12 protein-coding genes are annotated in these 14113 nt (G+C 52.4%); all 12 read left to right on the top strand.

Translation table 11 applies throughout. The annotated features are described in order from the left end of the window. Positions 1-9 precede the first annotated feature (9 nt). Positions 10-1122, top strand: a complete 1113-nt coding sequence (hisC, locus tag MF6394_RS09935; protein WP_032892789.1) for a histidinol-phosphate transaminase — start codon at positions 10-12, stop codon at positions 1120-1122. 28 nt (positions 1123-1150) lie between these two features. Then, on the top strand, positions 1151-3361 hold the full coding sequence (locus MF6394_RS09930; RefSeq protein WP_238597286.1) for a bifunctional prephenate dehydrogenase/3-phosphoshikimate 1-carboxyvinyltransferase: 2211 nt from the start codon (positions 1151-1153) through the stop codon (positions 3359-3361). Further along, positions 3358-4047, top strand: a complete 690-nt coding sequence (gene cmk, locus MF6394_RS09925) for a (d)CMP kinase (RefSeq protein WP_003189772.1) — start codon at positions 3358-3360, stop codon at positions 4045-4047. The genes MF6394_RS09930 and cmk overlap by 4 nt, the downstream gene beginning before the upstream one ends. Positions 4048-4167: 120 nt before the next feature. Further along, positions 4168-5853 (top strand): 30S ribosomal protein S1, encoded by a 1686-nt coding sequence (gene rpsA / locus MF6394_RS09920; RefSeq protein ID WP_003189774.1) that lies wholly within the window; start codon positions 4168-4170, stop codon positions 5851-5853. Between the two features lie 160 nt (positions 5854-6013). Next, positions 6014-6298 carry a hypothetical protein gene (locus tag MF6394_RS09915; RefSeq protein ID WP_014717621.1) on the top strand — a complete coding sequence of 95 codons (285 nt, stop codon included), beginning with the start codon at positions 6014-6016 and terminating at the stop codon, positions 6296-6298. Between the two features lie 130 nt (positions 6299-6428). Then, positions 6429-6725 (top strand): integration host factor subunit beta, encoded by a 297-nt coding sequence (gene ihfB / locus MF6394_RS09910; protein ID WP_003189779.1) that lies wholly within the window; start codon positions 6429-6431, stop codon positions 6723-6725. Positions 6726-6749: 24 nt separating this feature from the next. Continuing rightward, a complete protein-coding gene (locus tag MF6394_RS09905; RefSeq protein ID WP_078466595.1) occupies positions 6750-6980 on the top strand; it encodes a lipopolysaccharide assembly protein LapA domain-containing protein in 231 nt (76 codons plus the stop codon). 336 nt (positions 6981-7316) lie between these two features. Continuing rightward, entirely contained in the window at positions 7317-8672 is a 1356-nt protein-coding gene (locus tag MF6394_RS09900) for a Wzz/FepE/Etk N-terminal domain-containing protein (protein WP_078466594.1), read from the top strand. A gap of 647 nt (positions 8673-9319) precedes the next feature. Beyond that, complete coding sequence (tviB, locus tag MF6394_RS09895; RefSeq protein ID WP_078466593.1) at positions 9320-10597, top strand: Vi polysaccharide biosynthesis UDP-N-acetylglucosamine C-6 dehydrogenase TviB; 1278 nt, start codon at positions 9320-9322, stop codon at positions 10595-10597. 49 nt (positions 10598-10646) lie between these two features. Further along, positions 10647-11672: an NAD-dependent epimerase/dehydratase family protein gene (locus MF6394_RS09890; RefSeq protein ID WP_078466592.1), complete on the top strand. Its 1026-nt coding sequence runs from the start codon at positions 10647-10649 to the stop codon at positions 11670-11672. Between the two features lie 53 nt (positions 11673-11725). Then, complete coding sequence (locus MF6394_RS09885) at positions 11726-13150, top strand: oligosaccharide flippase family protein (protein ID WP_078466591.1); 1425 nt, start codon at positions 11726-11728, stop codon at positions 13148-13150. A 7-nt stretch (positions 13151-13157) separates the two neighbouring features. Beyond that, positions 13158-14063, top strand: a complete 906-nt coding sequence (locus MF6394_RS09880; RefSeq protein ID WP_078466590.1) for a glycosyltransferase family A protein — start codon at positions 13158-13160, stop codon at positions 14061-14063. Positions 14064-14113: the final 50 nt, after the last annotated feature.

Genomic DNA, 14113 nt, shown 5'->3' with positions numbered 1-14113 from the left:
GGCTTTGACATGAGTGGCAACTTCCTCGCCCTGGCGCAGCCGGGCGTGCAACAACTCTCGCCTTACGTTCCAGGCAAGCCTGTGGACGAGTTGGCCCGTGAGTTGAATCTGGACCCGTCCAAGATCGTCAAACTGGCGAGTAACGAAAACCCGCTGGGGCCGAGCCCCAAAGTGTTGGCGGCGATTCGTGAAGAGCTGGCCGAGCTGACCCGTTACCCCGACGGCAACGGTTTTGCGCTCAAGTCGCTGCTGGCGGACAAGTGCCGGGTCGAGTTGAACCAAGTGACCTTGGGCAACGGCTCCAACGACATCCTTGAACTGGTCGGCCGTGCCTACCTGGCGCCAGGTTTGAACGCGGTGTTCAGCGAGCACGCGTTTGCGGTCTACCCGATCGTGACCCAGGCGGTGGGGGCGGATGCTCGCGTGATTCCTGCCAAGGACTGGGGCCATGATCTGCCGGCGATGCTGGCGGCCATTGATGAGCACACCCGCGTGGTGTTTATCGCCAACCCGAACAACCCGACCGGCACCTGGTTTGACGAGCAGGCACTGAACGAATTCCTGCAGGATGTGCCGGAGCACGTGTTGGTCGTGCTGGACGAAGCCTACATCGAGTACGCCGAAGGCAGCGACTTGCCAGACGGCCTGGATTTCCTCGCGGCCTACCCGAACCTGCTGGTGTCGCGTACGTTCTCCAAGGCTTACGGCCTGGCGTCGCTGCGGGTCGGTTATGGCTTGTCCACGCCCGTGGTCGCCGATGTGCTGAACCGCGTGCGTCAGCCGTTCAACGTCAACAGCCTGGCCCTGGCGGCCGCCTGTGCGGCGGTGAAGGATGCCGAATACCTGGAAGAAGGCCGTCGCCTCAACGAAAGCGGCATGCTGCAGTTGCAGGAAGGCTTTCGTGAGCTGGGCCTGGGCTGGATTCCGTCCAAGGGCAACTTCATCTGCGTCGACCTCGGCCAAGTGGCCGCGCCGGTGTTCCAGGGTTTGCTGCGCGAGGGCGTGATTGTGCGCCCGGTGGCCAACTACGGCATGCCGAACCACCTGCGTATCACCATCGGTTTGCCGGCTGAGAACAGCCGCTTCCTTGAGGCGCTGGCCAAGGTTCTGGCCCGTGGTTGATGTCACTGCATTGCAACCTGCTGTGCCTATGATCGGTCGCCTGGTGGTGGTCGGCCTGGGGTTGATCGGTGGCTCCTTCGCCAAAGGCCTGCGTGAAAGCGGCCTGTGTGGCGAAGTGGTGGGCGTGGACCTCGACCCGCAATCGCGCGCGTTGGCGGTGGAGTTGGGGGTGGTGGACCGCTGTGAGGCGGACCTGGCCGTTGCGTGCCAGGGCGCGGATGTGATCCAGCTCGCCGTGCCGATCCTGGCCATGGAGAAATTGCTGGCGGTACTGGCAGGTATGGACCTGGGGCAAGCAATTCTTACCGATGTGGGCAGCGCCAAAGGCAACGTGGTGCGCGCTGCACAACGGGCGTTTGGTGGCATGCCGCCGCGCTTTGTGCCGGGCCATCCCATTGCTGGCTCCGAGCAGAGCGGGGTGGAGGCGTCCAATGCGCAGCTGTTCCGTCGGCATAAGGTCATCCTGACGCCGCTGGCGCAAACCGACCCAACAGCGTTGGCAGTGGTGGATCGTCTCTGGCGCGAGCTGGGCGCGGATGTGGAGCATATGCAGGTCGAGCGTCACGACGAAGTGTTGGCGGCGACCAGTCACTTGCCGCATTTGCTGGCATTTGGCTTGGTGGATTCTTTGGCCAAGCGCAACGAGAACCTCGAGATATTCCGTTACGCGGCCGGCGGCTTCCGCGATTTCACGCGGATTGCCGGCAGCGATCCGGTGATGTGGCATGACATCTTCCTCGCCAATCGCGAAGCGGTGTTGCGCACCCTGGACACCTTCCGCAGTGACCTCGACGCCTTGCGCGACGCGGTGGATGCGGGAGACGGCCATCAACTGCTGGGCGTGTTCACCCGGGCACGGGTGGCGCGTGAACATTTCAGCAAGATCCTTGCGCGCCGGGCCTATATGGAAACCGCAGTGAACACCGATGACCTGACCTTCATCGCCAGCCCGGGTGGCCGCTTGAGCGGGCGCATCCGCGTGCCGGGTGACAAGTCGATCTCTCACCGTTCGATCATGTTGGGTTCGTTGGCCGAGGGTGTGACCGAGGTGGAAGGCTTCCTTGAGGGTGAAGACGCCCTGGCGACCTTGCAGGCCTTTCGCGACATGGGTGTGGTGATCGAGGGGCCGCACCATGGGCGCGTGACCATTCATGGCGTCGGCCTGCAGGGCCTGAAGGCTGCGCCGGGGCCGATCTATGTAGGCAATTCCGGCACGTCGATGCGCCTGTTGGCCGGTGTGTTGGCGGCGCAGCGCTTCGACAGCGTGCTGACCGGCGATGCCTCGCTGTCCAAGCGCCCGATGAACCGCGTAGCCAAGCCGCTGCGGGAAATGGGCGCAATCATCGAAACCGGGCCGGACGGGCGTCCGCCACTGAGCATTCGTGGCGGGCGATCGCTCAAAGGCTTGAACTATGTATTGCCCATGGCCAGTGCCCAGGTGAAATCCTGCCTGTTGTTGGCGGGGTTGTACGCTGAGGGTAAAACCTCGGTGACCGAGCCCGCACCGACCCGCGACCACACCGAGCGCATGCTGCGCGGCTTTGGCTACCCGGTGGCGGTGCAGGGCGCGACGGCATCGTTGGCGTCAGGGCATGGGTTGACCGCTACGCGTATTGAAGTGCCGGGGGACATTTCGTCTTCGGCGTTTTTCCTGGTGGCGGCCTCGATTGCCGAGGGATCCGAGCTGCTGCTGGAGCATGTCGGTATCAACCCGACCCGCACCGGGGTAATCGACATCCTGCGGCTAATGGGGGCTGATATCACCCTCGAAAATCAGCGCGAGGTGGGCGGCGAGCCGGTTGCGGATTTACGTGTGCGTGCCGCCGCGCTCAAGGGCATCGAGATTCCAGCGGCCCTGGTGCCGTTGGCGATTGATGAGTTCCCCGTGCTGTTTATTGCTGCAGCTTGCGCTCAGGGCCGTACTGTTTTACGCGGGGCCGAGGAGCTGCGCCTCAAGGAGTCCGATCGCATCCAGGTCATGGCCGACGGTCTGTTGGCCCTGGGCGTGAAGTGTGAACCCACGCCTGATGGGATTATCATTGACGGTGGCCCGATGGGCGGCGGTGAAGTGCATGCCCATGGCGATCATCGGATTGCCATGGCGTTCAGTGTGGCTTCCCTGCGGGCGACGGCGCCTATTCGTATCCTTGACTGCGCCAATGTTGCTACGTCTTTTCCGAACTTTCTGACACTGTGTGCCCAAGTCGGCATCCGTGTTGCCCAAGAGGCTCAATTGTGAATATCAAAGCACCGGTGATTACCATCGACGGGCCAAGCGGCTCGGGCAAAGGCACAATCGCTGGCATTCTGGCCAAGCGCCTGGGTTGGTGCCTGCTGGATTCTGGCGCGCTGTACCGCCTGCTGGCGTTCGCTGCGCACAACCATGGTGTGGACCTGACCAACGAAGAATTGCTGACCAAACTTGCCGCCCATCTGGATGTGCAGTTCATTGCGGCGACCGAGGGTCAGTTGCAGCGCATTATTCTGGAAGGTGATGAAGTCAGCGATGTGATTCGCACCGAGAGTATCGGCGCGGGTGCCTCCCAAGTGGCCGCGCTGCCTGCCGTACGCGAGGCGCTGCTGCAGCGCCAGCGCGCATTCCAGGAAGCGCCGGGCCTGGTGGCCGATGGCCGCGACATGGGCACGGTGGTGTTTCCCGAGGCACCGCTGAAGATTTTCCTGACCGCCAGCGCCGAGGAGCGGGCACGCCGCCGTTACTTGCAGTTGAAGGGCAAAGTCGATGGTGTTAGTCTGTCGAGTCTGCTAGATGAGATCCGTGCACGCGATGAGCGTGATACTCAGCGTGCGGTAGCCCCGCTCAAGCCGGCGGCTGACGCTATACAGCTGGATTCCACGGAGCTGTCCATCGAGCAGGTGCTGGAACGCATCATGAGTGAAATCGCCATTCGCGATATCGCCGGGTGATCAAGAAGGCCGCAGGGGACCAGTCATAGTCCTGCGGTGGCTTCTTTTAACTGAAACTGACCCACACCGTCTGGGGTGTGGAGATGGGCGTATTCTTCGCCCTTATCAACAGGAATTAAAATGAGCGAAAGCTTTGCGGAACTCTTTGAAGAAAGCCTAAAAACCCTGAACCTTCAGGCAGGCTCCATCATCACCGGTGTTATCGTTGATATCGATTACCAAGCTCGCTGGGTAACCGTTCACGCTGGTCTGAAGTCTGAAGCTCTGATCCCGCTGGAACAGTTCTACAACGATGCTGGTGACCTGACTATCAATGTCGGTGACGAAGTTCACGTTGCTCTGGACTCGGTTGAAGACGGTTTCGGTGAAACCAAGCTGTCCCGTGAAAAAGCCAAGCGCGCTGAATGCTGGATTGTTCTCGAAGCAGCCTTCGCAGCTGAAGAAGTGGTCAAGGGCGTTATCAACGGTAAGGTTAAAGGCGGCTTCACTGTCGACGTTAACGGCATCCGTGCGTTCCTGCCAGGTTCTTTGGTCGACGTTCGTCCAGTGCGCGACACCACGCACCTGGAAGGCAAAGAACTCGAATTCAAAGTCATCAAGCTCGACCAGAAGCGCAACAACGTTGTCGTTTCCCGTCGCAGCGTGCTGGAAGCAGAGAACTCCGCCGAGCGTGAAGCTCTGCTGGAATCCCTGCAGGAAGGCCAACAAGTCAAAGGTATCGTCAAGAACCTCACCGATTACGGCGCATTCGTCGATCTGGGTGGCGTCGATGGCCTGCTGCACATTACCGACATGGCTTGGAAGCGTATCAAGCATCCTTCCGAAATCGTCAACGTTGGCGACGAGATCGATGTCAAGGTTCTGAAGTACGATCGTGAGCGTAACCGCGTTTCCCTGGGCTTGAAGCAGCTGGGCGAAGATCCATGGGTTGCTATCAAAGCTCGTTACCCAGAAAGCACTCGCGTCACCGCGCGTGTTACCAACCTGACCGACTACGGCTGCTTCGCAGAGCTGGAAGAAGGCGTGGAAGGCCTGGTACACGTTTCCGAAATGGACTGGACCAACAAGAACATCCACCCTTCGAAAGTCGTACAAGTCGGCGACGAAGTGGAAGTTATGGTTCTGGACATCGACGAAGAGCGTCGTCGTATCTCCCTGGGCATCAAGCAGTGCAAATCTAACCCATGGGAAGATTTCTCTGGCCAGTTCAACAAGGGCGATAAAATCTCCGGCACCATCAAGTCGATCACCGATTTCGGTATCTTCATTGGTCTGGACGGCGGCATCGACGGCCTGGTTCACCTGTCCGACATCTCCTGGAACGAAGTTGGCGAAGAAGCTGTTCGTCGTTTCAAGAAGGGCGACGAGCTGGACACCGTTATCCTGTCGGTTGACCCAGAGCGCGAGCGCATCTCCCTGGGCATCAAGCAACTGGAAAGCGATCCGTTCTCCGAGTACGTTCAAGAGAACGACAAAGGCGCCATCGTTAAAGGCACTGTGAAAGAAGTTGACGCCAAAGGCGCCATCATCGTTCTGGCCGACGATATCGAAGCGACTCTGAAAGCCTCCGAAATCAGCCGTGACCGCGTTGAAGACGCGCGCAACGTTCTGAAAGAAGGCCAGGAAGTAGAAGCCAAGATCATCAGCGTTGACCGCAAGAGCCGCGTGATTCAGCTCTCCATCAAGTCGAAAGACGAAGTGGAAGAGAAAGAAGCTATCCAGAGCTTGAAAGAAGCTGCTCCGGAAGCTGCTGCTGACACCACCATGGCGGCACTGCTGCGCCAGGCAATGGCTAAGCAGAACTAAGTTCTGTAAAGCTGTAGAAAAAGGGCGACTTCGGTCGCCCTTTTTTGTGCCTGAAATTTGATGAAGCAACTGCACCGAACCAAGGCATTCAGCCCAATGTCAGAACTGACTATAGTTTTAAAAACGGCTATTTCGCGTTGCTGACTCAATAAGGGTTTGAATGAACAGAATTATCGTAATACTCGCCTTGCTAGTGCTTGCAGGCTGCTCCTCCACCAGCGCCAAGACCCACGCCAAGCGTGGCGTCAGCGGTATAGAGGTCGACTGCTCTGGCCTGGGCAACAAATGGGAGAAGTGCGAAAAGCGCGCCGCCCGTGAGTGCAAGATGCAGGGCTACAAAGTCATCACCCGCTCCAGTGATGCCGAGGACGAAGAGGGCGACTACCTGTTCGGCTGGAACCCTGCTGGCGCGGTGACGCGGACCATGTTGGTGATCTGTAAGTAAGGGGTTGACCGCTCGCTGAGCATGTTTATTCAACCCCAGATAAGTTGATACATGGGCTGTTCAAATTCATCAACTCATGCTAAAACCTTCGGAGCGCTTTTCCTAGCTGCTTGAAAAAGAAGGGAAAAATATGACGAAGTCGGAGTTGATCGAACGAATTGTCACCCATCAAGGGCTGCTCTCATCCAAGGATGTGGAGCTGGCTATCAAGACCATGCTTGAGCAAATGTCCCAATGCCTCGCCACCGGAGATCGCATTGAAATCCGCGGCTTCGGCAGCTTCTCCCTGCACTACCGCGCACCCCGCGTAGGCCGCAATCCAAAAACCGGCCAATCCGTCAGCCTTGATGGCAAATTCGTACCCCACTTCAAACCGGGCAAGGAATTGCGCGATCGGGTGAACGAAGAAGAGGAAGAAGGCGTCTGAGTGTCTTTGGGGAAGGAGAAGGGTATGCGTGGGGTTAAGCGCGTTGTTGCGGTATTGATTGCAATGCTGGCGGCTTTGGTGATTTTGGCGTTTGTGCTGGAGAACCAGCAGGGCGTGGCGCTGTCGTTCCTGGGTTGGAGTACTGCGCAGATGCCGGTGGCGGTGTTTGTGGTGGTGGCTTTGATTTTGGGGATGATTATTGGGCCGGTGTTGGGGGTGGTTGTGCGTAGGCGTCGGGGTAAGGCGGTGGCTTAAGGTTTAAGTCTTGGTTGGCAGTTGTGATGGGGATCAGCGGTGTTGGTGACCGTTTGTCAGAAACCTTATCATGTCGAGCGCTTTGAGCTGCGTAGCGACCTATCCCCGTTGGTTGCGACAGTTCTCTTGGGAAATTCAGAATCGCCCTACATACATGTCAAGACTTGTAATATGTCGAAGAGATGGCAGAATGGAATCTGTTCTCGATAACAGGCATTTTGTGCGCTCAAAATTTGGCAGAGACGCTGGGTTTTGGCGGTCATCCAATTAGAAAAAAAATACACATCAGGTCTGCATAACGAGCCCGCAGTTTCTCTTTGAAGGCAGGTTTTTGTTGTGAGTAGTAGCTTCCGAATTCCCCCGACACCTTCGTCCGAAGAAGTTGATCTCGCGGTCCTTTTTCAATCTCTCTGGCGACAGAGAGTCCTTATAGCCGCTGTGACGTTAGTCGTTGGCGCTCTGGCTGCGATCTATGCTTTTTCGGCGACTCCGGAATTTCAAGTCAGCAGCGTTTTGCGTCCGGCGGCGATCAATGATCTGGATGCATTGAATCGGTCTGGGGTATACGGCCTCCCAGCGGGTGAGGCGTTGAACAAAGTCGGAGCATCTCTTGAATCTTATGATACGCGGTTAAGCTTCTTCCGAGCCCGTCAAAGTTTATTTAAGGCCTTCGAGCGTCCAGGGAGAACCCTGGAGCAGAGTTTTGATGAGTTCAATCGCAACTCCATCAATCTGATTTTGCCAGATCCCAAGAAATTAGACTCCCTCAGCGCCTATATCAAGCTGGAGATGAGCTACCCTAAAGGGATAGATGGCGTGACTATCCTCAACGAATTCATCGAGTTTGCCATTGCCACCGAGCGTCGGCAGATTAGCGCGGACCTGAGCGTCATCATCAATAACCGGCTGAATGAAATTCAAGGCAAGCTCAAGGCCGTCCGCTCGGGATATGAAATTGATAAAGAGGCAAAAATTGCCAGTTTGACCGAGGGTGATGTGCTTCGTCGTGCTCAGTTGCAGGACGAGCTAAAGGCTCTGAGGGCTCAGCTTAAGACTATTCGTCGTGATAGGCTTGCATTGTTGAACGAAGCAATCGGCATCGCTAAGTCGCTGGGTATCAAAAAACCCGCCACCCCGTCGTCACTCGGTGATGCAGATCGCAGCGGGGGTGGCAGCACGATGCATACCGAGATTAATAATCAGCAGATTCCGTTGTATTTCATGGGGGTTGATGCTTTAGAGGCTGAGAAAAATGCTCTCCTTCAGCGTAAATCTGATGACTTCACAGAGGGGCGTATCGCGCAAATCGCTAAAGAGCTTCAGTTGCTGCAATCTAACCGGCAGATTGAGGTTTTGAATCGTCGTGAAAATGAAGATCTGTTTTTAAGCAACGTGGAGCCCCTTCGTGCTGAAGAGGCGCGCCTACGCAGCTTGAATATTGATATGAGTCGCTTGAGGCTGGTAACTATTGACAAGCAGGCGTTGGAGCCACTGGGGCCTATCAAACCTAAGAAGGCGCTTATCCTGGCAGTCGGTCTGATTCTTGGCGGCATGCTAGGTATTCTCCTTGCCCTCATTCGTACAATGGTTGTAAATAAACGCCAGCTGACCATGAAGCGCGTGCCTTTTAATGCTTCAGATATCGCCATCGAAAAGAAGGCCTCTTCTGAAGGCATCGTCCGACAGCCTTAGGAATGAGCTCCTCTATCACACATTGAGCAGGCATGCATACCACGCGCGGTGTGGGTGCTATTCATTCCCGTTTCCCTCCTTTGAAGTAGGAATATGTACCTATGTCAAATTACTTTTGGGTCATGCCTGAAAAATACCCGGGGTGATTCTATCCTGAGCAGAAAGATTCTGTGAACAGTGATCCATCACGCTGGCCAAGTGTAACTAACCACTTATTTGTATTTACATCCCGTAGTATGATTGTCAAATTTCATGGAACCGTTTTATTTGAAAGGCATCCAACGATTTGTAGCACAAAGCCATGCAAGCAAGGTCCTGTGCTTTTTTTGCTGCAGTGGGTACGTGAAGCCTGCGCTAGCGATGGCGTTCCGTTCCGAGCGCGTTACGTTAGTGTTGATTCTGTTTGTCAGCAGGGGCAGGTTCGGGCAGGCATTGGTAAGAGCAATAAGCTTCGTACGTAATGTAATGAATAATGTAATTTAATGAGAACCCTCAAAAGAAGTATGAGCGAGGGTGCGTTGGAAGCGTATAGGGCAACGGTATCTGGAAACAGATCGATCTCACTGAGTGGGTTTTGAGCTTGAAGAACTTCGTACTGGAATTGTTTCAGTAAGTATTTTGGATTTTGATCATTTAGGTTTTTAATTATGCAGAAACTGGAAGATATTAAGCTCGCCATCATCGGCCTTGGTTATGTTGGCCTCCCCTTAGCAGTAGAGTTCGGCAAACAGCGATCGGTGGTTGGATTTGACATTAACCAGCCGCGCATCCAAGCGTTGAAAGCGGGGCATGATTCAACCCTCGAAGTCAGCGACGAAGAGCTCAAGCAGGCCAGCTATTTGAGCTACAGCTGCGACTTGGCTGAGCTGGCTGCTTGCAACACTTTTGTTGTCACAGTTCCGACCCCGATTGATGAGTACAATCAGCCAGATTTGACGCCGCTGATAAAAGCATCTGAAAGCATTGGCAAGGTGTTGAAGAAGGGTGATTTGGTTATTTACGAATCGACTGTCTACCCTGGCGCAACTGAGGAAGATTGTGTTCCTGTACTTGAAAAGGTCTCAGGGCTGACATTCAACGTTGACTTTTATGCTGGATACAGCCCGGAGCGAATCAATCCTGGTGATAAAGAGCATCGTGTCACCACGATCAAGAAGGTGACGTCTGGCTCGACGCCGGAAATCGCTGACTTGGTGGACGCGCTGTATAATCAAATTATCGTCGCGGGCACCCATAAAGCTAGCAGTATCAAAGTTGCAGAAGCCGCTAAGGTTATCGAGAATACTCAGCGTGATTTGAACATTGCGCTTATCAATGAGCTGGCCATCATCTTTAATAAGATGGGTATTGATACTGAGGCTGTCCTTAAGGCAGCGGGTACAAAATGGAACTTTTTACCTTTCCGGCCGGGTCTGGTAGGCGGGCATTGTATCGGTGTCGATCCCTACTATTTGACGCATAAAGCCCAATCCATTGGCTACCATCCTGAGATTATATTGGCAGGACGTCGCCTTAATGACGGTATGGGCGCCTACGTTGTCTCTCAGTTGGTCAAGGCGATGCTCAAGGAGCGAATTCATGTCGATGGCGCTCGCGTATTGATCATGGGGCTGACATTCAAGGAGAACTGCCCGGATCTACGCAATACCCGCATCGTTGACATCGTCAAAGAACTTTCAGAATACAACATTGAAGTCGATGTCTACGATCCATGGGTTAACGCCAGTGAAGCTGAGCACGAGTATGGGATAACGCCGGTCTACGAACTCGAAGCAGAAAAGTATGATGCCATCGTGCTGGCTGTGGCGCATACACAGTTCCGCGAGCTAGGTGCCGAGTCGATTCGGAGTTATGGCAAGTCTAAGCATGTACTTTACGATCTGAAGTATTTGCTGAGCACGGAAGAGTCGGATATCCGTCTTTAAGACTAATGTCTCTATTTGCTAACTCACTATTAATCTTGAGTATATAACTATGACTCGCTATGAACAACTGTTAGATTCGCTTCAGGTATCTCCGAAAACTTGGCTAATCACCGGGGTAGCAGGTTTTATCGGTTCTAATTTGCTGGAAGTGCTTCTTGGTTTGAATCAGCGGGTCGTTGGATTAGATAACTTTGCAACAGGTCATCAGCGGAATTTGGATGAAGTAAAAAGTGCCGTTTCCTCTGATCAGTGGGCTAACTTTTCTTTTGTTCAAGGGGATATCAAAGTACTGGAAGATTGCCATAAGGCTTGCGATAGCGTTGACTACGTTTTACATCAGGCAGCGTTGGGATCGGTACCACGTTCTCTTAATGATCCGATTACTACCAACAATACGAATATTGATGGTTTCCTAAATATGCTAGTGGCAGCACGGGATGCAAAAGTAAAAAGCTTCACATACGCCGCAAGTAGCTCAACATATGGAGATCATCCAGGGCTGCCTAAGGTAGAGGACATCATTGGCAAACCACTGTCTCCTTACGCAGTGACCAAATACGTTAACGAACTGTACGCTGACGTTTTTGCCAAGTGTTATGGGTTTGATACTATTGGCCTTCGGTATTTTAATGTGTTCGGTAAGCGCCAGGACCCTGAAGGTGCATATGCGGCAGTGATACCCAAATGGGCGGCTTCCATGATTAAAAAAGATGACGTTTTTATCAATGGTGACGGTCAAACCAGTCGGGACTTTTGTTTTATCGAAAATACTATCCAAGCGAACCTACTGGCTGCCACTACGACGGACTCGGCTTCGCGCAATCAGGTTTACAACGTCGCGGTCAGCGGTCGAACAGACCTAAATATGCTGTTTACGTCTTTGCGTGACGCATTGGCAAAAAATGGGATTAACTATGATAAGGCTCCGGTGTATCGGGATTTCCGAGCTGGAGACGTTCGCCATTCACAAGCTGATATCAGCAAAATAAAAAAACACCTTCAGTATGAGCCTCGCTTTGACATTGTTGAGGGCGTCGAAAGAGCTATGCCATGGTACGTACGTTTTTTGAATTAACGTTATTCTTTTTTAATGTATGTATACATGGATCATAGACAGGGGGCAATAAGTTGCTAGCAAAACACGGTGCCGCTTATCTGGTTGTAAAGTTGATACCGGCAATATTGTCCCTATCGGCCTTGGTGATTTTTACGCGTATTTTGACGCCTGCTGAGTATGGAGTTTACTCACTGACTATCTTGGTTGCTGGTGTAGGTAATGCGGTGTTACTACAGTGGTTGAGCTTGGGGGTTGGTAGGTATCTTCCTGCTGTAACTGATAAAAAAGATGAAGAACGCTTGTTGGGAACTGCCAGATCGATTTCATTTATTATTTTTGTGGTCGTGATTGTTTTATCGCTTATGTGCGCGGCCCTAGGCGCGTTTTCATCATTTTCAATAGTATTTTGGATGGTCGGTTTTTTGTTTGCGATCCAGGGTTGGTATGAACTTAACCTAAAGGTTTTAAATGCATCTTTAAACCCTTTTGATTATGGGAAAGTACTCACCGTAAAAAGTGTAGTTGGCTTTTTTCTATCTGTAGTTGCGGCCTACCTGGGCTTTGGTGCAGAAGGGATATTGGCCTCAATCATAGTAGGTTCGATTGCCGCATGCGTAATCAGTAGGCGGATATGGAGTGGTTTGCCTTGGTTTTTTATCAATAGGGATTACTTGAGCAAATTATTCGCTTATGGTGCTCCGTTAACGATTACTTATCTCTTGATATTTGTTATTGATGCGTCTGATAGGTTTTTCATCGAGCGCATGGTGGGGGTTGAGGCTGTCGGCGTTTATTCAGCTTCGTATGAGCTGAGCCAGTATTCAATCGGCATGCTGACATCGGTCGTTCATTTGGCTGCCCTGCCATTGGTGATAAATGCACTGGCTAAAGAGGGTTTGCTGGCTGCGGGTTTAAAACTGCGTCAGACCTTTTCATTGGTGTTTGCGGTGGCTGTGCCATTGTCGGCAGGAATGGCGTTGACTGCCCCTGATATAGCGTATTCCATACTCGGGGATAAGTTTAGAGAGGGCGCTACTGTGATCATCCCTTGGATCGCGCTGGCGATGTTTTTAAGTACGATAAAATCATATTACTTCGATTACGCATTTCAACTGTCAAACTCCACTCGAATACAAATGGGTATTGTCTTCGTGAGTGCCGTCGTGAATGTTGTTTTCAACTATTTTCTCATTGCCGAATATGGCGCTACGGGCGCGGCGATTTCGACGGTGATCGCTTTTCTTGTTTCCTTGATATTGAGCTGGGCTTTGGGGCGACGCGTATTTGCTATGCCGCGTCTTCCCTATAAAAATGCGGCGCAAATTATAGTTGCTGTGGTGGTTATGGCAGCAGTAGTAAGCAGTATCAATTTTGAGCTGTCGGTGTTGTCTTTTTCGTTAAAGGTGATTTTGGGTGGTGCGGCCTATATAGCTGTATTACTAATATTTAACGCCAGAAACCTGATTGCCAATGTTCCTGCGTTGTTAAAAAAATAATTGCTGAGTGTTAGGGGGGAATTTGCCGTATTTTACAGTGTTTACGCCGACTTATAATAGAGCATATATTTTGAGTCAGGTGTATGAGTCGCTTAGGGTGCAAACGTTTCAAGATTTTGAGTGGCTGATTATTGACGATGGTTCCACTGATGGGACGCAGGCGCTTGTCGAGGAATGGATAAAAAAGAAAGAGCTGAATATCCGTTACATTTATCAGAATAACCAAGGTAAGCATGCCGCGCATAATGTTGCGGTCGAGCATGCAACAGGTTATTTGTTTTTGGTTTTCGATTCCGATGACCGATGTGTTAACACAGCTCTGGAACGATTGAGATTTCATTGGGAGGATATTGACATCTCACAGAGAGATCAGTTTTCGACGCTCTCAGTTCTATGCATGGATGATGAAAGTAATGTGTTGGGTCAAGAGTATCCAAATTATATATGTGATATTGCTGATCCGGATCTACAGCGTCAATACCGTTCCATGGGCGATAAGTGGGGCGTTAATGTCACAGAAATATTGAAGCAGTATGAGTTCCCCATAATTGCGGGTGAGCGATTTATTGCTGAAAGCATTGTTTGGAATAGAGTTTCACTTGTCTATTCTGCTAGATTTGTTAATGAAAAGTTATGCATAAAAGTTTATCGAAATGACGGGCTCACGCAGTCCTCGGTACGAATTAGGGTTAACAATCCATGTGGCGCCAGTCTGGTGTATCTTGAAGAGTTCAAGATACTGAAGGGCCTCGCTAGCAGGTTCAAATCGGCTATTAATTATGTACGATTCGCCCTAAGGACAAACAAGATGGAAATAATATTTCCAAGTTGTAAAGCATCGCTCTTGATGATGTGTGCGTTTCCTGTGGGCTGTGCTTTTTATTTTGTTGATTCCTATCGGGTGAAAAAGTAAGGAACCAGGTTTTTGAATTTTGCTGACCGCTTATAAGAGGTTGAAGTGGT

This window comes from Pseudomonas sp. MF6394 (assembly GCF_002018845.1).
Taxonomy (GTDB): Bacteria; Pseudomonadota; Gammaproteobacteria; order Pseudomonadales; family Pseudomonadaceae; genus Aquipseudomonas; species Aquipseudomonas lactis.
This window is presented reverse-complemented; position numbering and strand designations above follow the sequence as displayed.

What these genes read in the sequence shown, in the direction of transcription:
- hisC (WP_032892789.1), top strand. Translation starts at nt 10, where the DNA reads ATGAGTGGCAACTTCCTCGCCCTGGCGCAGCCGGGCGTGCAACAACTC.
- MF6394_RS09930 (WP_238597286.1), top strand. Translation starts at nt 1,151, where the DNA reads ATGATCGGTCGCCTGGTGGTGGTCGGCCTGGGGTTGATCGGTGGCTCC.
- rpsA (WP_003189774.1), top strand. Translation starts at nt 4,168, where the DNA reads ATGAGCGAAAGCTTTGCGGAACTCTTTGAAGAAAGCCTAAAAACCCTG.
- MF6394_RS09915 (WP_014717621.1), top strand. Translation starts at nt 6,014, where the DNA reads ATGAACAGAATTATCGTAATACTCGCCTTGCTAGTGCTTGCAGGCTGC.
- ihfB (WP_003189779.1), top strand. Translation starts at nt 6,429, where the DNA reads ATGACGAAGTCGGAGTTGATCGAACGAATTGTCACCCATCAAGGGCTG.
- MF6394_RS09905 (WP_078466595.1), top strand. Translation starts at nt 6,750, where the DNA reads ATGCGTGGGGTTAAGCGCGTTGTTGCGGTATTGATTGCAATGCTGGCG.
- tviB (WP_078466593.1), top strand. Translation starts at nt 9,320, where the DNA reads ATGCAGAAACTGGAAGATATTAAGCTCGCCATCATCGGCCTTGGTTAT.
- MF6394_RS09890 (WP_078466592.1), top strand. Translation starts at nt 10,647, where the DNA reads ATGACTCGCTATGAACAACTGTTAGATTCGCTTCAGGTATCTCCGAAA.